General features: G+C 43.2%; 22 protein-coding genes. 15 read left to right on the top strand and 7 right to left on the bottom strand.

All coding sequences use genetic code 11. The annotated features are described in order from the left end of the window. The first annotated feature begins 51 nt into the window (after positions 1-51). The 9 genes from AC1DXF_RS28250 (at position 52) to AC1DXF_RS28210 (ending at position 7028) form a co-directional block, all read left to right on the top strand. Positions 52-1137 (top strand): Glu/Leu/Phe/Val family dehydrogenase, encoded by a 1086-nt coding sequence (locus AC1DXF_RS28250; RefSeq protein WP_477452037.1) that lies wholly within the window; start codon positions 52-54, stop codon positions 1135-1137. 48 nt (positions 1138-1185) lie between these two features. Continuing rightward, positions 1186-2133, top strand: a complete 948-nt coding sequence (locus AC1DXF_RS28245) for a transcription antitermination protein NusB (protein ID WP_477452036.1) — start codon at positions 1186-1188, stop codon at positions 2131-2133. A gap of 94 nt (positions 2134-2227) precedes the next feature. Continuing rightward, positions 2228-2668, top strand: coding sequence for a DUF1573 domain-containing protein (locus AC1DXF_RS28240; RefSeq protein WP_477452035.1), 441 nt, complete (start codon positions 2228-2230; stop codon positions 2666-2668). Positions 2669-2686: 18 nt separating this feature from the next. Next, entirely contained in the window at positions 2687-3013 is a 327-nt protein-coding gene (gene yajC, locus AC1DXF_RS28235; protein ID WP_477452034.1) for a preprotein translocase subunit YajC, read from the top strand. A gap of 160 nt (positions 3014-3173) precedes the next feature. Further along, on the top strand, positions 3174-4121 hold the full coding sequence (locus tag AC1DXF_RS28230) for a CdaR family protein (protein ID WP_477452033.1): 948 nt from the start codon (positions 3174-3176) through the stop codon (positions 4119-4121). A 616-nt stretch (positions 4122-4737) separates the two neighbouring features. Continuing rightward, positions 4738-5337, top strand: coding sequence for a dephospho-CoA kinase (gene coaE / locus AC1DXF_RS28225; RefSeq protein WP_477452032.1), 600 nt, complete (start codon positions 4738-4740; stop codon positions 5335-5337). A gap of 52 nt (positions 5338-5389) precedes the next feature. After that, positions 5390-6328, top strand: coding sequence for an MBL fold metallo-hydrolase (locus AC1DXF_RS28220; RefSeq protein ID WP_477452053.1), 939 nt, complete (start codon positions 5390-5392; stop codon positions 6326-6328). Next, on the top strand, positions 6328-6510 hold the full coding sequence (locus tag AC1DXF_RS28215; protein ID WP_477452031.1) for a DUF5522 domain-containing protein: 183 nt from the start codon (positions 6328-6330) through the stop codon (positions 6508-6510). Before AC1DXF_RS28220 ends, AC1DXF_RS28215 begins: the two co-directional genes overlap by 1 nt. 68 nt (positions 6511-6578) lie before the next feature. Beyond that, positions 6579-7028 carry a MarR family winged helix-turn-helix transcriptional regulator gene (locus AC1DXF_RS28210; RefSeq protein WP_477452030.1) on the top strand — a complete coding sequence of 150 codons (450 nt, stop codon included), beginning with the start codon at positions 6579-6581 and terminating at the stop codon, positions 7026-7028. A 166-nt stretch (positions 7029-7194) separates the two neighbouring features. On the opposite strand, the gene AC1DXF_RS28205 is transcribed toward AC1DXF_RS28210, so the two are convergent. The 4 genes from AC1DXF_RS28205 to AC1DXF_RS28190 form a co-directional block, all read right to left on the bottom strand. Then, on the bottom strand, positions 7195-8178 hold the full coding sequence (locus tag AC1DXF_RS28205; protein WP_477452029.1) for an aldo/keto reductase: 984 nt from the start codon (positions 8176-8178) through the stop codon (positions 7195-7197). Positions 8179-8353: 175 nt separating this feature from the next. Next, the gene (locus AC1DXF_RS28200) at positions 8354-9430 is read right to left on the bottom strand and encodes a family 10 glycosylhydrolase (protein WP_477452028.1); all 1077 of its coding nucleotides are present in this window, start codon (positions 9428-9430) and stop codon (positions 8354-8356) included. Continuing rightward, positions 9423-10556 carry a carbohydrate-binding family 9-like protein gene (locus AC1DXF_RS28195; RefSeq protein ID WP_477452027.1) on the bottom strand — a complete coding sequence of 378 codons (1134 nt, stop codon included), beginning with the start codon at positions 10554-10556 and terminating at the stop codon, positions 9423-9425. The genes AC1DXF_RS28200 and AC1DXF_RS28195 overlap by 8 nt, the downstream gene beginning before the upstream one ends. Continuing rightward, on the bottom strand, positions 10556-10960 hold the full coding sequence (locus tag AC1DXF_RS28190; protein WP_090644444.1) for an EVE domain-containing protein: 405 nt from the start codon (positions 10958-10960) through the stop codon (positions 10556-10558). The genes AC1DXF_RS28195 and AC1DXF_RS28190 overlap by 1 nt, the downstream gene beginning before the upstream one ends. Positions 10961-11474: 514 nt before the next feature. Between AC1DXF_RS28190 and AC1DXF_RS28185 the strand changes: the two genes are divergently transcribed. The 6 genes from AC1DXF_RS28185 (at position 11475) to AC1DXF_RS28160 (ending at position 16781) form a co-directional block, all read left to right on the top strand. Next, the gene (locus AC1DXF_RS28185) at positions 11475-12497 is read left to right on the top strand and encodes a sensor histidine kinase (RefSeq protein WP_477452026.1); all 1023 of its coding nucleotides are present in this window, start codon (positions 11475-11477) and stop codon (positions 12495-12497) included. Beyond that, the gene (locus AC1DXF_RS28180) at positions 12490-13269 is read left to right on the top strand and encodes a LytR/AlgR family response regulator transcription factor (RefSeq protein ID WP_477452025.1); all 780 of its coding nucleotides are present in this window, start codon (positions 12490-12492) and stop codon (positions 13267-13269) included. Before AC1DXF_RS28185 ends, AC1DXF_RS28180 begins: the two co-directional genes overlap by 8 nt. A 173-nt stretch (positions 13270-13442) precedes the next feature. Beyond that, the gene (locus AC1DXF_RS28175) at positions 13443-14288 is read left to right on the top strand and encodes a sterol desaturase family protein (RefSeq protein WP_477452024.1); all 846 of its coding nucleotides are present in this window, start codon (positions 13443-13445) and stop codon (positions 14286-14288) included. A gap of 52 nt (positions 14289-14340) precedes the next feature. Then, positions 14341-15063, top strand: coding sequence for a hypothetical protein (locus tag AC1DXF_RS28170; protein ID WP_477452023.1), 723 nt, complete (start codon positions 14341-14343; stop codon positions 15061-15063). Positions 15064-15087: 24 nt separating this feature from the next. Continuing rightward, positions 15088-15501, top strand: coding sequence for a hypothetical protein (locus tag AC1DXF_RS28165; protein WP_477452022.1), 414 nt, complete (start codon positions 15088-15090; stop codon positions 15499-15501). 197 nt (positions 15502-15698) lie between these two features. Then, positions 15699-16781 carry a serine hydrolase domain-containing protein gene (locus AC1DXF_RS28160; RefSeq protein ID WP_477452021.1) on the top strand — a complete coding sequence of 361 codons (1083 nt, stop codon included), beginning with the start codon at positions 15699-15701 and terminating at the stop codon, positions 16779-16781. A 107-nt stretch (positions 16782-16888) separates the two neighbouring features. On the opposite strand, the gene AC1DXF_RS28155 is transcribed toward AC1DXF_RS28160, so the two are convergent. The 3 genes from AC1DXF_RS28155 to AC1DXF_RS28145 form a co-directional block, all read right to left on the bottom strand. Beyond that, positions 16889-18133, bottom strand: a complete 1245-nt coding sequence (locus tag AC1DXF_RS28155; protein ID WP_477452020.1) for an NAD(P)/FAD-dependent oxidoreductase — start codon at positions 18131-18133, stop codon at positions 16889-16891. A 214-nt stretch (positions 18134-18347) separates the two neighbouring features. Then, positions 18348-19349: a 4-hydroxyproline epimerase gene (locus AC1DXF_RS28150; RefSeq protein WP_477452019.1), complete on the bottom strand. Its 1002-nt coding sequence runs from the start codon at positions 19347-19349 to the stop codon at positions 18348-18350. 73 nt (positions 19350-19422) lie between these two features. Further along, entirely contained in the window at positions 19423-20361 is a 939-nt protein-coding gene (locus AC1DXF_RS28145) for a dihydrodipicolinate synthase family protein (protein ID WP_477452018.1), read from the bottom strand. Positions 20362-20892 lie beyond the last annotated feature (531 nt).

Below are 20892 nucleotides of genomic sequence, written 5' to 3'. Positions count from 1 at the left end.
AAAAAACATCTACTTTTGTGCCGCCTTGAAACATTTACCATAATACAACTAATGCCCGTTCAACAATCACAGCAATCCATTTTTAGCCAGCTCGAAGTTTTCGGGCACAAAAAAGTGGTGTTTTGCAGCGATCCGGATACCAATCTGAAAGCCATTATCGCTATTCATGATACCACCCTTGGGCCTGCTTTTGGTAGCACCCGCATGTGGAGCTATAAAACCGAAGGCGATGCATTAAATGATGTATTGCGCCTGGCCAAAAGCATGACGTACAAATGTGCTATAGCGGGGCTTAACATGGGCGGCGGTTATTCGGTTATCATCGGCGATTCGCGCCGGGATAAAACAGAGGCGCTGATGCGTAAATTTGGCCGCTTCATTAAAAATCTTAACGGCGAGTTTATTACGTCCGAAGATGTAGGCACCAACCCGCGCGATATGGAATACATCCGCATGGAAACCCAGCATGTTACCGGTATTCCCGAAACGCTTGGCGGCAGCGGCGATCCTTCGCCTGTGGCAGCGCAGGGTGTTTTTATGGGGATAAAAGCCTGCGTTAAAGAACAATTTGGCACCGATACGCTGGCCGGCAAATCGGTAATAGTACAGGGCGTGGGCCACGTTGGCGAGCACCTGGTACGCCTGTTGCGCGATGAGAAAGTAAAAGTTTATATCAGCGATATCCAGGAAGAACGCGTTGGGCAGATAGCCAAAAAATATGGCGCCGAAGCAGTATCCAACAACAGTATTTTTGATATAGATGCCGATATTTATGCACCTTGTGCGCTGGGTGGCACAGTAAATACCCAAACTATAAATAAATTGAAATGCAGCATCATAGCAGGATCGGCCAATAACCAGTTACTGGACGAGGCTGTTCATGGCGAAATGTTGCTGGATAAAAATATACTATTTGCGCCCGACTACGTTATTAATGCCGGTGGCATTATTAATTGCTACTCGGAGCTGATGGGCTTTAGCAAAAAACGCACTATGCAGCTTACCGAAAATATTTATGAGGTAACGCGCAATATTTTAAAACTTTCGAAACTCGAAAATATTTCAACAATTGTAGCGGCAAATAAAATAGCAGAGAAAAGAATTACGGATATCAAAAAAGTAAAATCGTCATATTAATTAAAGTTTAAACCGCTGGCCAACTGGCCGGCCAAATCGTTCTTACACATGTTAAACAGAAGGCACCTACGGGTAAAAGTATTACAGGCATTATATGCATTCCACCAATCGGACACTACCGACATTAAACAGTATGAAAAAAACATGCTGGGCAGTATAGATGAGGTTTTTGAAATGTACATCTGGATGTTATCGTTGATATCGGAAGTGGCAAACTACGCCGCGAACGATAAAGAAGAACGCGCCAACAAGCATTTACCCACCGCCGAAGACCTCAATGCTAATGTTAAAATACTCAGCAACAGGTTTATCCTCTCCTTAAATGATAACCGGGATTATCTTATTGCCTCAAAAAAATACAAGGTTGACTGGGGCTTTGAACCCGAACTGGCTAAAACCCTGTTTACTACGTTAAAAAAATCGCCCGAGTATGCCGAATACCTGGCCAAAACCGGCGACACCATCCAAACGGATAAAGACATCATCAAATTTATTTTCAAGAAAGTGATTTTAAAATCATCATTGGCCGAACAGGTTTTTGAGGATAAATTCATTTTTTGGCCGGTAGACAGAGATGTTTTGCAAGCCTTAATTGCCAAAACATTTAAAAACTTCAGCAGTGAAGATTTTAAACAAAATCAGCTGGCCGAAATTACCGGCAACTGGGTAGAAGACCGCGAGTTTGTGGTTGACCTGTTTGCAAAAAGCATCCGTTTTGATGCACCTTACCAGGAATTGATAGCCGCCAAAACCACCAACTGGGAGCCCGACCGTATTGCGATGATGGATACACTGCTGATGAAAATGGCCATTACAGAGTTTGTGAACTTTACTTCGATACCGGTAAAAGTTACTATTAACGAGTACCTGGAAATTTCGAAGGAGTTTAGCACACCTAAGAGTAATTCATTTATAAACGGTATCTTAGACAAGATTTTGATTGACCTTAAGGCCGAAAACAAGATCAAAAAAATTGGCAGGGGGTTAATAGAATAGTTGCGTGTTTTGAGTTGCGGGTTGCGTTTAGCTGCACCTGGCACTTTGAAACAAAAGCTTTAATAGGTTAAAATATAAAAACCGACCATATAAAATGAAGAAACTGTTTTTAAGCTTAGTAGCAGCAGGTTTATTGTTATCGGCCTGCAACCAATCAAAAACCGGCAGTACTGCGGCTACAACTGATAGCGCGGCTACTACCACTGCCGATGTGGCTAACGCGCCGGTAATGAAGTTTGAAAAAGAAAGCCATGATTTTGGCAAAATAAAAACCGGCGATAAAGTTAACTACGATTTTAAATTCACCAATACCGGTAAATCGCCCCTGATTATCAGCGAGGCGCATGCTACCTGTGGCTGTACAATTCCCGAATGGCCAAAAGCTCCTGTTAAACCAGGCGACAGCGGCATTATCAAGGTTACCTTTAACAGCGCAGGTAAAAACGGTTTGCAGGATAAACAAATAACCGTAACCGCCAATACAGTACCGGCCCAAACTATGGTACACCTTATTGGCGAGGTTTTAGCAAAATAATTTCAATTAATTTAAACAATGATAGCAACAATTTTTTTACAGGCCGCTACAGGCGGTGCTTTTGGTGGCTACGGTACGTTAATACCAATGGTATTAATTATCGTGGTGTTTTACTTTTTCATGATACGCCCACAGGTTAAAAAACAAAAAGACCAAAAGAAATACGTAGATGAACTTAAAAAAGGCGACAAAGTGGTAACCACGGCCGGCATCCACGGCCGCATCATCGACCTTAACGACACCACCTTTTTGGTTGAAGTTGAAAACGGAAAAATCCGTTTCGATAAATCGGCAATATCTTTAGATGCCTCAAAAGCATTGAATACACCGGCTGTAGTTAAGTAGGTTAAAGGAGAAAGGTAAAAGGTTAAAGGAGAAAGGTCTCTTGTCCTTAATCTAAATAAATAAGGCGAAAGGCGATTGGTAGTTAGCAGTTCAACCTGTGAACATTTACCTTTAACCTTTCGCCTTTACCCTTTAACCTCAATAACAACCTCAATAAAAAATGGCAATAGTAAAACTATCTACAACAGAACGGCGGCGGCTTTCGGTATTTTTTTCCTGCCTTGGGCTTGCCATTGTTGCCTGGATTTTTACTACGCTATCAAGTCCGTTGCCTTTTGCGGTTAGTGAAGTCCTGGTTTACAAAAACTCACCGCAAAAACGTGCGTTCCACCCGTTGCAGGCCGATAGTGTGAAAGCAACCATTCAAGGTACCGGCTGGCAAATGCTGTTTTCGAAAATGAAGCCCGAAAACAAACCTGTTACTGTTGATTTGACATCGTTGGATACCCGCAATTACGTTGTGCTTAGTTCGCAACTTAAACTTATCAACGCGAAACGAGACCCTAATCAACAAATTACAGCCATCGATCCCGATACCCTCTATTTTGATTTTACCAACCGGCTTACCAAAAAAGTGCCGGTAAAGACCTTATTGGGTATTGATTATCAAAAGCAGTTTGCCATATCGGGCAATGTAGCTGTTAAGCCCGCGTATGTAACCATAAGCGGCCCTGCCGACAGGCTGCAAAAGATAAGTGAATGGAAAACCGATTCGATAAAGGCCGGCGATGTAAACGAAACTATCAATACACGTGTAAATTTGCAGGCGGTAAGCGAAGGTAATTTAACCATCTACCCCAAAAGTGTACAGGTAGTTATCCCCGTGGATGAGTTTACCGAGAAAACTTTAGATATCCCGGTTAAGCTCATCAATAACCACAATTACGACAACGTTAAAGTGTTTCCGCAAAAAGTTAAAGTGACATTCACCACATCGCTAAACCGTTACAAGGACATGAGCGATGACCTTTTTGAGGCTACCGCCGATCTTGATCTTTGGCGAGATCATGGTTACTCTACCCTGCCGGTTCAGTTAACACGCTTCCCTCCGTTTTGTAAAATAGTGAAGGTAAGCCCGGCAAATATTGATTTTATTATCAAGAAATAATGAACATATGTGGTACTCCTAAAATAGACTGATACTCTTTTTAAGGAAAGGAGTATCTTTGTACATAAACACTCGTTTTATGACGATACCAATAAGATCCGTACCTATCCTTAAAGGAAATGTCGCTACGTCGTTTATAAAAAAGGCAGATGCTAACTTAATTAAAAAATCGACTATTGATTTTTCCAAAGAAGTTTCTATCTCCAACAAAATTTTAAACAAAACAAAAAAATGAAGAATCCGGTCTGGAAGATATCTAATTGCAGGGAAACCGCCTTTAAAAATTTGATGTAGAAAGGTAACCCCTACGGGGCATAAGATATTTGAACATTTTTTCTACAAACAGGTAGCCTCTATGAGGCATCATACCATACAAATAAAGGCGCTTGCCTCGTAGAGGCTACCTGTTTGTAGCGATATTTATCTAAATTTCTTTTATGCCCCGTAGGGGCTACCTATCTCAGCATTAAAAAACTATTACATTAGGGAAAAAAGTTTAAACGCGATTCCCTGTATCTCATTGACAACCTTACAGACCTATCATTAAGGATAAATCGGGTCCATTTTCAAGAATGATATAATTAATTTCGATGACTAACTACAGCACTCCCGGCAAATGCTTAAAATAGGTTTAACAGGCAACATTGGCAGCGGCAAAACCACTGTAGCTAAAGTATTTGAGCTATTGGGCGTGCCGGTTTTTTATGCCGATGACGAGGCAAAAAAGGTTATGATTACTGATGCCATCCTCATAGATGCCATTAAGCAAACCTTTGGCGCCGAATCTTATTTTACAGATGGTTCGTTAAACCGCAAGCATATCGCCTCGATTGTTTTCAACAACCCGGCCGAATTAGAGAAACTTAACGCGCTGGTACACCCGGCGGTTTTCAGGGCTTTTGAAACACTTGAGGCGAAAGTAAAAGATGCCCCCTACATCATTCGCGAGGCGGCCATATTATTCGAAAGCGGCTCATACAAAACCTGCGACCGTACCATCATTGTAACCGCCCCGCTGGATAAACGCATAGCCCGCGTTGTACAACGCGATGGCATTGGCATTGATGAAGTTAAAAAACGCGAAGGCCGCCAGATGCCCGAAGATGAAAAGAAAAAACTGGCCGATGACGTCATCATAAATGACGATAGCCGGCTGGTAATTCCGCAGGTACTTGCCCTGCACCAAAAATATTTAGCCCTCGCCCATAACTTATAATGAATTAAACATTAGCTTTTAGCTTTACGCCTTAAGCTTTTAGCTCTTGAAAATGATACTCGACGATTTTGTACTGATAGATGATAAAGGCCTTTACTGCAAGTACGGCGATTTTTACCTCGACCCTAAACTGCCCGCTAACAATGCCGTTATTACCCATGCCCATGCCGATCATGCCATCAGCGGCAATACCGATGTGTATTGTACCCGCGCCACAGCAACCATTATGCAATTGAGGTATGAACGTACTGCCGCTAAAGTTTTTCATATTGTGCCCTTTAACCAGCCTTTTACAATAGGCAAGGTTCAAATTACTTTTATACCGGCCGGCCACATGCTCGGTTCGGCACAAATACTTATGGAGTACGAGGGGACCCGTTATCTGTATACCGGCGACTACAAACTACAACCCGATGCCACCTGCGAGCCCATAGAATGGGTAAAAACCGATGTATTGATAACCGAAAGCACCTTTGCCGATCCGGCTGTTATACACCCCGATCCGGTTGAGGAGATTAAAAAGATCAATGATATCAAGATCAATATTTTATTGGGTGCTTACGGCCTGGGTAAAAGCCAGCGGCTTATTAACCTGATAACCGAGCATGCCCCACAAAAAAAGATCCTGGTACATCATAAAATTATGCCAATTAATGCTATTTACGAAAACATGGGCTACCGCCCCGGCAAATACCAGGTTTATGGCCGTAAGCTAATGAAAATGCAGGATGAATTTGTATATATAGTGCCCCCATTTACTTTTGATAGCTACATCAGGGCTACAGGCGTAAAGCGATTGTTTGCATCGGGCTGGAAAAACCTGCAGGTAAACAGCCAGGATACCCTTTTTATATCCGACCATGTGGATTGGAACGATATCCTGGAAACTGTTACCCGTACCCAACCTAAGCAGGTTTGGACGCTACATGGTGATGGCCGGCATTTGAAAAATTATTTTAAAGATGAGATATTTGTAAAAATACTCAACTGATGCTGAAGGAAGGGATTGATTATTACATTAACGAAGATGGCAACTTTGTTTTTACCAGGCAATACCATTTAATGCGCGGCTATTGCTGCAAAAACAAATGCCTGCACTGCCCCTGGGAGTATGGCAAACCCAAAACACATGACAACGACACTAACCTGAAAGATGGTCTGGAGCAAAGCTAATAGCCGATTAGGTTACAGCAATTTAAAAATAAATAAACATATTTGTACTTTAGTCATTATATACTATTATGCGGATAGACGACGAAATACAAAGTAACAAGTTTGAGGATAATTACCATAAAGTAGTCATTAACATTGCGTATACTTCGGGGTGGTTAAACAACTTTTTCCGTTGTCATTTTGATAAGCACAACCTTACCCAGCAGCAATTTAATATCCTGAGGATACTAAGGGGCCAGTACCCAAAACCGGCCACCATTAACTTGCTAAAAGAAAGGATGATTGATAAAATGTCTGACGCCAGCCGTATTGTCGACCGCCTGATCCAAAAAGAGCTGGTTTCGCGCTGCACCAATAATAAAGACCGCCGGGCTGTTGACATCCGCATAAGCGACCTTGGCCTGCAAACCCTTGCCAAAATGGACGAAGAATTTAAAACGCGCAAAATTCTTGAAGATAACCTTACACCAGACGAAGCCGCGCAGTTAAGCGACTTGCTGGACAAGTTGAGGGGATAATAGTCTATCTAAAATGCTATTCGGTTAGGTAAAATAAAACGCAGGGATAGTAATATCGAATAATGAATTTTGGATGTCCGACACCGAAGTTTTGCCTTCATTATTCGATATTGGATGTTTAGTGTTCGATATTTAACGCTCTCAACCCGGGAAATTTCAGAGGGGCTCAATAATGTCCCCTTATTTTTCCAATAATTTCAGCATCATACAAACTCCTTAATTGCTGATGAATATTGGCTGGCAGTGGCTCCAAAGCAGATGACCCAACATTACTATCAACCTGTGATACTTTTGATGCGCCGGGGATAACCGTGGTAACTTCAGGGTGATCCAATATCCAGCGGATAGCCCATTGCGGCATATTGCCATCGGGTAATATTGGTTTTATTTGTTGAGACAGCTTCAGCCCTTCGTTAAACTCGATACCAGAGAATGTTTCTCCTGTATTAAAGGCCTCGCCGTTGGCGTTATAATTACGATGATCATTTGCGGCAAATTGGGTTTGGCCATTAAATTTACCAGATAATAGCCCACTGGCTAATGGGACCCTTACGATAATGGCAACGTCCTTTTCCTTTGCGTTGACAAAAACCTCATCGGCCACGTGTTGCCTGAACAGGTTAAATATGATCTGTAACGACGCCAGGCCTTCCTGCTCCAGGCAGATAAGTGCTTCCTCGGATGTCTCTACACTGGCGCCAAAGTGTTTAATGAGGCCTTGCTGCTGTAGGGAACGTAAATGATCAAATACTTTACCCGATTTCATTTCTTCGGTGGGGATACAATGCAATTGCTCTAAAAATAGTTGCGGCACATCCAAATGCTTTAGGGAGTCTTCCACATTCCCTTTCATTATATCGTAGGTGAAGTTTTGCGGCCAGCCATTTGGCGCGTCGCCGCGGCGCCCCAGTTTGGTAGCTACAAATACTTCCTTATCAGTTGTTTTTAAAAACCTGCCAATAACGGATTCACTTACCCCCATGCCATATACGTCGGCGGTATCGATAAAATTGCCTCCTGCATCGGTATACGCCTTTAATATGGCGAAGGCATCATCGTCATTTACATTGCCCCAATCCGCGCTGCCCAATTGCCAGGTGCCCAGGCCAACTTCGGCAATGGGGGTATTTTTAAAATTTCTGTAGTTCATACGGTAATCACCAATTATAGTGGAGGCCAAACTTACGAAGTTTTAGAAACTTCGTAAGTTTCTTTACATCACCTGCATATCTTAAATTTGCACATCTATCCCCGTCATCTGCACATCTGGAATCTGCACATCTACTTCCCATCATCTGCACATCTGAAATTTATAATCTGCACATCTATCTCCCCGTTTCCTCGTGCAAAATATCCAATATAGCAGGCGTAACCTTACCAAAAAACGAAATCCCGGCGGCACCATTTTTTATTGCATATTGTATCCCTGCGCGCACTTCGTCGTCATTTTTAAAATCCGATATATACAAGCCTGCATACAACGGGAATTTTCCATCCAAAAAGTGTACACCTTCGGCAACGGCATCGCCTATCCAGCTTACACCCTCTTTATAAAAGCCGTGATAAATCATGGGGCAAACACCATCCAGGTGAAAATTTGTCCAGTCCTGTCTAACGTTGCGTCGTGCTACCTCGGGCGTTGGGAATACAGCGGCGGTAATGGCCTTTTTATGCTGTTTGGCCACTTCCGAAATTTTGTTGACCACCCTGATTATATTACCATACCTGAACAAGCGCCACGAAAGGCTGGCATCGGGGTATTGTATCGCTTTTACGTCCTGCCCATACTGCTCTTTAAATTTGGCCTGGCAAACTTCGCAATAGCAAAAATCATATTCGGGCAATTCTTTGGTTTGTTCAATTTTGTAACGGTCCCAAAGGTTTACCGGTAGTATAACATCGCAATAACGCACATAATCCAGGTGAATACCGTCTACATAATCCAAAGCCAATATCTTATCAACCGTGCTAGTCAGGTAATCCTGTACTTCGGGGCGCGATGGGCAAAGCCAGCGGTAATAAGTTACATAGGGTGGTTTATCGGCACATGAATCGCCGTTGCGGCTTTTACTGTACCATTCCGGGTGCTCGGTTAGCAGTTCGGCCCGGTTAAAAGTCCATATCCAGCGGTGCGCCTCAATGCCCGCGGCTTTAGCCGCGCGAAAATGCCGCTCGCTGTCGTTTTCAAAAAATATACCGGTTATCCCTTTGGCTTTATAGGCAGTATAATTGGTTTTTAAATCGTCATCAGTATCCTTTAAATTAGGATTTATCCAGATCCAGTTTTTCCTCGCCTTCTTTTTCGTGGCAGCGGCATTTACCGGGGCGGCAGTACTTAAAAGTGGCAATTGGGCAGCAACACCGGCCAATAAACCGGCTTTTAAAAATTCGCGCTTATTCATCGTATATCGGGTTAAATTGCTCAATAAAACCTTCGTGGTTTATGGTGTAGGTGGTATTTGTTTTTTTATCGGTAATAAAAGCTTCAAACTGGTTTTGCGTGCTTTGCAGCTTTAATTTATTGCTGATGCCCATAATATCATATTTGCTTTTAATACCTAATTTACCAAGCGACGAGGCATATTCATGATATCGCCCATACCATTGTTTTTGACGGTAATAAACCAGCCAAAGGTATTTCTTTTGCTCCTCGGCATAAGGCATGGTAAATGCTACATCATCTGCCTCATGGGTGCTAAACAACAGGTATCCCCAATGCTCAGGAGTATGCATGGCAATCTCGCCCTGTGGCGACCATGACCAGTTATGTTCCGGAAGAGTGCGCCCTGCCGAATCTTTCAATTTTACATTGCGGCCTTCTATAATTTTGGTATCGTACTGTACCCGCGAAAAGTTAATGCGGTAAATGGTACCATTTTCAGGAGTCCGGGACCTAAAGCCCATGGAAATGGCCTTAAAAGGAATAGCCATTTCTACCGTCCAGCCCTCATCAGTATCCGAAGTGTTGTTGAGTGTGCCTTGCACCTTAACTGCCGAGCGCAGGCCATTAGCTTCCCAGCTTGTAAGGCCGCCTCCCCTGTTGCGATAAGGCTTATTTAAAAACAGGTCGAAAATGGTATTCAGGGCGTTTACCTCAATTTCGTAATAGGAATGTGTTGTTGTGGCCGGGTCAATAAATAATTCAAAATCATTTTCGTGGTATACCACATCGTCGTGATTTTTTAAGGTAGCCCACACCTGCGGCTCTTCCATGCGGGCGGCTATATATAAATAGTTGTCGTCCCAAAGCATTTTTACATTGGTTTTGTAAGGTGGCCTGGGTTTCAGGTCGCCTTCAATATCAACAAAATCTTTTGTCCATTTTGCCTGCTGCCAAACTGCATCATTAATATCGCCATCAATTACCGGCGCGTTTACAACATGCCTTACCACGTAATTTTCGGGTGTTGCAAACAAATTCTCCAACCCGGCAAATGGCGATTGTGCCTCAGTTATTTTTGGGGAAAATAACACCGCTGTAAGAAACACCGTTTGTATACAGCGACTGATTGGAAATTGCATGATCATTAGCTGCCCAATTCTAAAATACGATCAAACTCCTCGCGTTTTAATGCCATTACCGAAAGGCGGCCCTGCCTTACCAGCCCAACATCCTTCAATTGTTCATCGGCTTTTATCGTTTCTAACGTTACGGGCTTTTTCAATGTCTCTACCGGCGACAGATCTACAACTACCCAGTTTGGGTCTTCGGTTGTTGGGTCCTGGTAAGCTTCTTTAACCACTTTGGCTATGCCTACTACTTCCTTGCCATCGTTACTGTGGTAAAACAGCACCAGGTCGCCCTCCTGCATCAATCTTAAATTATTGCGTGCCTGGTAGTTGCGCACGCCATCCCAAAAGGTGCGGCCATCTTTATTAAATTTTTCCCAGCTATATTTTACGGGTTCCGATTTTACTAACCAATGCTGCATTTGTGCTTGAAATATGTGTACCGTAAAGATGTTAAAAAGCTACGATAAGTTAAGGGGACTTTTGTAAAAAGATAAGAAAAGCCTCACCCTGCCCTCTTCAAAGCTACCGTGTGTACACAAGTAAGCATGCTCCGTTAGGAGCAACCTGTTTGTAGCAATTTTGAACAAAAAACAAGCTTGCTCCGTAGGTGCAACCCTCAATTAACAAGGTAAATAACATTATTGTTGAAGGGTAGCCTCTCCAAGGCACAGGTTGATGGCGTGTTTTTTCTACAAACAGGTAGCACCTGATGGTGCAGGCTGCTTTTTTACTTGTGTACACACGGTAGCTTCAAAGGAGGTTTTTCTGATTTGCATGGTTTCTGTAAGCTTACTGCTTTAAAGTCCTCTCCTTTGGAGAGGATTTAGGTGAGGCTGTTTAAGCGAGGCTATTGGAGTGAGACCTCGCCCTCCAAATTTTCAGCTTCACCCAAATTTTCTGTTACCTGTAACTATCTTTAATTAGATTTACCTGATGGAGAAAACCGGGAAACAGTTATGGTTTTACTGTTCGCTGCTGATAGCCGTAATGCTCAACAGCGGCAGGTTGCTTGCCCTGCGCGAAAATGGCATTGTAGCCCATTACTGGCGCTTTAACGCCGCCGAATTTGCGTACCAGTTATTGGCTCAGCTTGGTTTTTGCTACCTCCTGTTTTCGCTCAATTTAGGCCGTGGCCAATTGGCCAGGTATCGCGATAACAACAAATACCTGCGCTACATATCGCTCAATTTTTTAATAGCATTTGTTGGCATGGTGCTGATAGGCGGCGTACAAAAGCGGGTATTTAGCTTTAACCCCAACCAAATCAGGGGTGCTTTTTGGCTGGGATATTTAATGCGGTACGCTTTAGCGGCTTTATTAATAGGCATTACTATAAAAATAGTGCTGCTGCTGCGCCAAAACAAACAACAGGCCATTGAAAACGAACAACTTAAAAATGCATACACTACTGCCGAACTGGAATTATTAAAAGAGCAGCTTAATCCACACTTTTTATTTAACTCGCTGAGCAGTTTATCGGGCCTGGTGCGCGAGAACCCGGCGCTGGCGCAGCAATATATTAAACATCTGTCGGCGGTTTTCAGGTATGCATTAGTTAAGCCCGCCAGCAACCTGGTTACAGTTAATGAAGAATTAACGATGGTAAAGTCATTTGCTCAATTATTAAAAATGAGATTTGAAAATGCCTTTGAGCTAACAATTGACGTGGGCGATGCTTTCCTGAAATATAAGCTGCCACATTTATCGTTACAGCCTTTGTTGGAGAATGCGGCCAAACACAACGCGGCTACACTAAAAACGCCATTACAGGTAACCATTAAAATGTGCGGCGATGAATTATCTGTAAGCAATAACCTCAATCCGGTAGATGCAGATGGTACCGGTACCGGCCTGGCCAACCTTAACCAGCGCTACAAAATATTGATGCACCAGGAAATTGACATTGAAAAAACTGCCGGCTATTTTACAGTTAAACTCCCTTTGAAACATGGATAAAATACGTGTTGTTATAGTTGAAGACGAACCTGTTACCGCCCGCAACCTTGCACATGTGCTGCAAAACGTTGATGAAAATATAATTGTTACCATATCCCTGCCTGATGTAAAAGAGGCTGTGGAATGGTTTAATGCTAATCCGGATAACTACGATCTTGTATTTATGGATATCCGCCTTGCCGATGGGGTATCCTTTGATATTTTTAAACAGGCCGAGATCCTGAAACCGGTAATATTTGTAACGGCTTATAACGACTATGCCATTCAGGCATTTAAAAATAACGGCATCGATTATATTCTTAAACCTTTTGATGAAGCCGAAATTGAGCTGGCGGTAAACAAGTTTAAACGCTGGATAATCCAATCGCCAAAAAACGAGGATAACCAGCCATTTGCACAGTTATTAGCGCAAATGAAATCCCTGGCCAAACCACATAAAAAATCTTTCCTGGTTCATTTCCGGGACAAGCTGATCCCGGTTGAAATCGTTAAAATTGCCTGGTTTTATACAGCCCATGAAATGGTATATGCCCAAACTACAGACGGGCAACAATACAACATTGAGTTTACCATGGAGCAGTTGGAGCAGCAGCTGGAGCCTGATATGTTTTTTCGCGCCAACCGGCAATTCATCATCAACCGCAAGGCCCTAACCGAGGTCGATTTTTATTTCAACGGGCGTCTGTCGCTGAAAATGAAACCGGAACCACCGGAGAAAATCCTGATTAGTAAAGCAAGGGTACCAGAGTTTAAAAAATGGGTAGATAGCTGATATTTTTGATTTCGGATATTCGATTTCGGATTTAGCAAAAAAAACAAGTACCTCCCGTCAATTCGCCTCCCGGTTTTTCAGCTTCACCGGGTTTCATCAAACTTAAGCCATGATTTCTGGTCAACTTTATATTGTCAATCAAAAACGACAGAATAACTCAAACGACTCAGAAAATGAAACATCAAATTGGCCCATACCGCATATACATATTATTATTCCTGGCAGTACTTGTAACCGCCGAAATTATCTGGAGCTGGAAAAAAGACAAAAAAGCATATGACGTTAAAGAAACGTTTTCAAACCTGTATGTTTTTGTTGGCTTCCAATTTTCCAAATATCTCTTCGCCGGCTACCAATTAGCCGTACTTGGCTTTTTTGCCAAACTGGCGCCCTTTACATTACCCAGGAATGGTTGGGTTTTTCTGATCACTTTTTTTACTGCCGATTTTATTTACTACTGGTTTCATCGCCTCTCTCACCATTGGAAACCGCTTTGGGCTTTCCATCTTATCCATCACTCGGCCATGCACATGAACCTTACGGCAGCTTACCGCCTTAACTGGTTTTCGGCAATTGTTAGTCCGCTGTTTTTTATACCGGCAGCACTGCTGGGTATGCCAACAGATTTTATTGTGATATCCTATGTGCTTAACCTGGCTTATCAATTCTTTTTACACACCGAAGTTGTTGGCAAACTGGGCATGGTAGAACATGTGTTGGATACACCATCATCGCACCGGGTGCATCATGGCAGCAATCCTATTTATATCGATAAAAACTTTGGCGGCGTGTTCATCATCTGGGATAAACTGTTTGGCACTTATCAGCCCGAAACCGAAAAGGTAAACTACGGCCTAACCACCGGCTTTGTGAGCAACAATCCATTTGTGTTGGTAGCCCGCGGTTTTATAGATCTATTTAAAAGCAAGAAACTTAATGAAATAAAGGGCGAGGCAAGTACTATGGCGTTAAACAATCCTGTAGTGCCCAAACAGACCTACCAGCAGGTAATTTCCTGATCAACCAAAAATCAAACCGAATTATATATACACAACATTAAATTTTAATATTATGAAAAACGTAAAAACAACAATGGTGATATTGCTGATGGCGTCAGGCCTTGGTTTAGGTTTAAACTCCTGTAAAAAAGATAACGTTGCAGCCACCGATGTTACTGTTACAGAAGCCGATGCGGCAGAACTTACTACGGATGCCGTAACACCGGCAACAGGCGGATTTGCCTTACAGGTAAACAGCTCGGTAACCATCTATAAAACGGTTGCACTAAGTTGCGGCGTTAAAAAGGACTCAACCTTAACCAAAACAAGCGCGGCGGGCGCAACACCATCATACAGCTACAACCTCAGCTGGAATTATATGCTTACCTGCGCCGGTATTGTGCCCAGCCAGCTTGCCTTCAATTTTACGGGCACGCACACTTTTGATGGCACGCGCATGTCGTCAAACGGGAACAGTACAGGTGGTTTTGTATTAACTAATTTACAGCCATCTGCATCAACTTATACCTTAAGCACCACTTTTACCCATACCGGCACCGAAACCTCAAAAATTGCCCGTAAATACACCTTCACAAGCAATTTAAGCATCACATCGTCAAATATACTGGTTGATAAAACAACTTTAAAAATAGTATCGGGCAGCGCCGCGGTTAGGGTTTCAGGCTCGTCATCGTCCGGGAAGTCTTTCAGCTTCGCGGGCACTATTACTTTCCTTGGCGATAATAAAGCTACCCTTCTTTTAAATAGCGGCGCTAGTTATGCTATTCAATGGTAAAATGTATTTTTATTTAAATTATGAATGATGAAAAAACAAGGAACGATAAAAGTACTTTGGTTAATGGCAGCGGTAGCGGCTTTTACATTGCTCCTAAGCAAATCCACAACAGCGCAAACCACAATGCCCGATTTTAAAAACTCAACTCCCGAACAAAGGGCACAGTTTCAAACAGGCATGATGAAGAGCAAGCTAAAACTGGATGCCGCGCAGGAAAGTAAGGTGCAGGCTATTAATTTAACTTACGCCCGTAAAATGCAGACCATTATAAAAAGCGACGACGGCCGCTTTAGCAAAATGAAACAGGCCAGGAGTTTGCAGGAAGCAAAAGACCAGGAATTAAAAAACGTGTTCACCCCGGCACAGTTTAAACAATACAAGGATTTTGAAGAGGAGATGAAAGCTAAACTGAAGGAAAAGGTTAAAGAGAAACAATAATTTGAGGGTACAGCATTTGTGGTTGGGTATGTTTTAGCCTGCTGTTGCGGTTTTGTTGCGATTTTTATTTTATGCCAGTTCGCAATTTATTGACTATTAGAAAGATAACACTTTTCACTGTTTCGCCTGTTGCGCAACACTACAGTTTCCAGGTTAAAACCCGTCACCATATTACAGACTGAATTAATATTGATATCATGAAAAAGATTATAACCGCAATCCTGTTTGTTTTTGCTGCCGCGATGGTAAATGCCCAGCATCATTTTGAAAAGGTTGACCAATGGCTCGCCGACAATACCGAACAAATGGGTGGCCGTACCGTGCTTATGGTTTATAAAGATGGCAAAATCATTTACACCGGCAGCAAGGATAAAATGACGATGAAGCAAAAGTTTGCCACAAAAATGATTGCCCGTAAAATGGGCAAAACACCTAACCTTGATGCTTTTACCACTACCACCAAAATTGCCGTTGCCAGCTGCAGTAAATGGTTTAGCGCAGCTTTGGTGATGACTCTTGTTGATGAAGGCAAACTGAAATTGACCGATACTGTAGGTAAATACCTGCCGGTACTCTCCAAAAGCGGCAAGGGTGCCATTACCATAAGCCAATGCCTGTCGCACCTTACAGGCATCCAGGCGCCGCCTATAAAGGAAGCGTTGCAGGATATGAAAGATATTCACAGTATGGATCAATCCATCCAGGACATTGCCGATATGCCTATAGAAGGAAAACCCGGAACATTGTTCAGGTACAGTAATGTAGGGTTGCAAATGGCTGCAGCCGTATTGGAAAAAATAAGCAGTAAAAATTTTGAAACCCTTTTTACCGAACGCATTGCCGGCCCGTGCGGCATGGTTAATACCGATTTTGGTAAAGGCCCCGTAGCTTTCCCCGCCGGCGGCGCCTGGAGTACCCCTAATGATTACCTTAATTTTTTGGTGATGATATTAAACAAAGGTGCCATTAACGGCAAACGTGTACTTACCGAAAAAAGTGTTAACGAAATGCAGATTGACCGGATAACCAAGGACGTAAAAATAGCCTATGCGCCCGACGAAGCGGGCAATGCCGGTTATGGTTTCGGGGAATGGGTATTGAAAGCATCCGGCCCGCAAAACCCAACACCAGCAGTAAGTAGTCCGGGTTTATTTGGCAGTTTCCCCTGGGTAAATAACGATAAGCATTATGCTGCTTTTATGATGTGTTTTTACATTAAAAACGATGGCAGGCACGAAAGGTACTATGCGTTGAAGCGGTTGGTGGATGAGGCGTTGTAAGAAGTAATGAATCAGCGCCGAAAGACTTACGAAGTTTTAAAAACTTCGTAAGTCTGGGATTTTTTACGAGTTAAAACCTCGCGACAGTTACATACTTATAATTTTTGCTAACTTCTATCCGGTGCAAAAGCCTCAATATCAATACTGGTTTTTGTGCCCGAAATCACCTCTTGTACCAATAATCCTGTAGCGGCCCCTAAACTCAGACCCATCATGCCATGCCCGGTTGCTATAACAAGGTTGCTGAATTTGTCGCTTCTGCCAATATAGGGCAAGCCATCAGCAGATGACGGCCGGAAACCAAACCAAATACCTTTTTCGGCCGGCACAGCAGGTTTCAAGCCCGGGAAGTATTTAGGTACCGACTCAACAATACCCTTTACCCGGTTCATGTTGATGCGGCTGTTAATTCTATCCAGCTCCATAGTACCGCCGTAGCGTAGGCCGCCATTCATTGGGGTAATGGCCACACGGGCCTCTGCCAGCAATGCCGGGATCTGCATGGATGGAACTTCTTCCTTCACATTAAAAGAATAGCCTTTACCCGGCATCAGTAGTATTTTAACACCCAGCAATTTGCCTATCGCCGGTGACCAGGAGCCACCCGCAACAATATATTCATCAGCTGTAAATTCTTCATTGTGTGATAAAACACGGCTTACTTTACCTGCAGTGGTTTCTATTTTAGTAACCTCTTTATTGGTAACAAGATTTACCCCGGCGGCTTCAAGGTATTTTACCAGCGCCGCCATCAGCTTATTTGGCGATAGGTGCGCATCGCATCGGTAGTGCACCGCGCCTAATACATCAAGCTCCAGGGTGGGCTGCAGTTTAACACAATCGGCCGGGCTAAGCACTGTCATATCCAAACCTAGTTCGCGGCCCTTTTTTGCCAGGTGGGCTTCTTCTTCGCCGGCCTTTTCCGTTTTGTAAAACATCAGGATACCTTTTTCAACCAGGTCGAAGTCAAATTCTGGTTCTTTGCTCAAGTCTTCATAGAGCTTTTTGCTCAGTAAAGAAAGTTCAGTTAAGGGCATTGCCGACCGCTCCACGTGCCCTGCATTTGCTTTTTGTAGAAATTTTAATCCCCAGGAAATAAGTTGAGGGTTAAACGATGGTTTTACATAAAACGGGCTCTTGCTGTTAAACATCCATTTGATGCCCTGCGAAACCATACCCGGTGTTGCCAAAGGGATAAAGTGACTTGGCACTATCATACCCGCATTGCCGAATGAGCAGCTATCAGTCAGGTCGCCTTTATCCAACACGGTAACCTGGTGCCCGGCTTTTTGTAAATAATATGCAGAACTTAAACCTACAATCCCGCCACCTATGATCAGCACTTTTGCCATTTTTTTATTTTTTTACACCGTCATTGCGAGGCACGAAGCAATCCTCGAAATGCTAAGTCCCACATAGTTCGGGATTGCTTCGTGCCTCGCAATGACGGTTATTTATTCGTATGAGCGTTGTTTTCCTGAGGTACGAAGGATCTATCAGATATGCGTGACCGATAGAAAAGTTCGCGAATAGATCCTTCGTACCTCAGGATGACAGTCTTTTTTATTATATCACCTGGAAACCATGTGCATACGGATCGTCATCATCTATTTTGATGGTGTTGTAACCGTAAACTTTTGCCCAGCCTTCAACACTCGGAATAATGGCATCCAGTTCGCCAATCTTCACTACCTCTTCAACCTTGCCTATGAATTTACTGCCGATGATGCTTTCGTGGATAAAGGGCTCGCCAACTTTCAGTTTGCCTTTGGCATACCACTGTGCCATGCGGGCAGATGTACCGGTGCCACATGGCGACCTGTCAATGGCCTTATCGCCATAAAACACAGCGTTACGGGCGGTAGAAGTATCATCTAATGTTGCGCCTGCCCAAAGGATATGGGTACAAGTATTTATGGTAGGATCCTGCGGGTGAACAAATTTATATTTTTCGTTAATGCGCTTGCGTAATACCTGGCTCCAGGCTATCAGCTGCCCTGCGGTATAATTTTCAAGCCCGGCAAAGTTTGGCTGAGGATCAACAATGGCATAGTAATTACCACCATAAGATACATCGATGGTAAGCATACCCAAATCCGGGCACTCTACTTCCAGGTTAGTGGCGGCAAGATAGGCAGCCACGTTTCTGAGCTTTACCGAGCTAACTTTTTTGCCCTCCTGTTTATATTCTATTAAAACCAGGCCGGCCGGCGCTTCCATACGTACTATGCCGGGTATTTTAGGCTGAATAAGGCCTTCCTCAATGGCAATGGTTATGGTACCAATGGTGCCATGCCCACACATGGGCAGGCAGCCGCTTGTTTCAATAAACAAAACGGCTACATCATTTGCCGGATCATGAGGCGGAAACAATATACTGCCCGACATCATATCATGCCCTCTTGGCTCAAACATCAGCCCGGTGCGAATCCAGTCGTACTCTTTTAAAAAGTGCTGGCGCTTTTGGCTCATGTTATCGCCTTTAAGCGTTGGGCCGCCACCTGCAACTACCCTAACGGGGTTACCGCAGGTATGCGCATCTATACAAAAAAATGTTTTACTACTCATTTGAAAGCATAAAGCTTAAGGCCGAAGCATAAAGCCGGCCTTAAGCTTCGGTTATAGTTTTACTAAATGATTATTAAGCTTCAACCTCGGTTAGTTTACCCCAGCTGCCAACAGGTAACTCAGGGCGAACGGCTAATGCATCATTAATGATCTTTAACACTTTGGTGCGTTCTTCGCCAATTAACGGTAAACGTGGCGCGCGCACATTTTCGGTACCAATGCCGGTAGCAACCTCGGCCAGTTTAATATACTGAACCAGTTTTGGATGAATATCCAATTCCAATACAGGTAAAAACCAACGATATATGGTTAAAGCTTCGGCAATTCTGCCTGCTTTTACCAAACGGAAAATAGCTACAGTTTCTTTAGGGAAGGCATCAACCAAACCTGCAACCCAGCCATCGGCACCCATAACCAGGCTTTCCATAGCCAGTGGGTCAACACCGGTAAGTATAGCGAAACGGTTGCCAAAGCGATTGATCATTTTGGTAACGTTTGATACATTACGGGTAGATTCTTTTACCGCCTGGATGTTTTTATAAACCGATAGCTTTTCAAACATATCCAGGGTAACTTCAATTTTATAATCAACAGGGTTGTTGTAAATCATAATAGGCAACTGGGTGCTTTCGGCAACCGCGCCTATGAATGCAAGGGTTTCGCGTTCTTCGCTATTGTAACGCATTGGCGGCAATAACATTAAACCATCAGCACCGGTATCAAACGCCCTTTGAGCACAAGCTACAGCCGCTTTGGTGGTTTGCTCGGCAATATTAAGTATTACAGGTACTTTGCCGTCAACATAATCAATAGTATGCTTTAATAACGAAAACTTTTCATCATCGCTCAGCACGCTGGCCTCGCCTAATGATCCGCCTAAAATAAAACCATCAACACCAGCTTCCAGCTGCGCGTTAAGGTTTACATCAAAAGCATCAAAATCCAATTCGTCATTATCGGTGAACTTGGTGGTTACCGCAGGGAATACGCCTTTCCAGTCAAAAGTTATCATTGTTTATTATTTTTATCAAAAGTACGGTGGAATAGTAAGTTATTGAACTAACAATTTAGCAATCATTAGCCGGATTTTAGCCTCATTCATCTGTTTTTGTTAAAAAAAGATGAATCAACCTTCATTTTGGGTTAAGATATGGTTGAAGAACTGCCAGTATCCGCCACGCAAGGCCCTACCTGTGACATATTGTATTTCCTTGTCATCGTGAGGAACGAAGGATCTATCAACTATGCATGAACGATAGAAAAGTTGGCGAATAGATGCTTCGTTCCTCAGCATGACATATCCAATTTTCCTGTCATCCTGAGTAAGTTTTATTTGCGCACAAATAATGGCATTGCAGATGACAAGCTATTTCCGAATTTTGCGAAAAGCAACTTATGGCAGCGTAGCAGTTTAGCTCCTGGTGTTTTTTACCCGCCCCTGAGTTTTGCTTCAGGAAATAGCGTAAGCATTTTGGTGATACTGTTATCAGCAGCATTCCCGTATGGCAGCGTGCCTTTTTTATCTATCGCTCTCCTGAGCAGC

This window comes from Mucilaginibacter sp. P2_A5, assembly GCF_056404995.1.
This window is presented reverse-complemented; position numbering and strand designations above follow the sequence as displayed.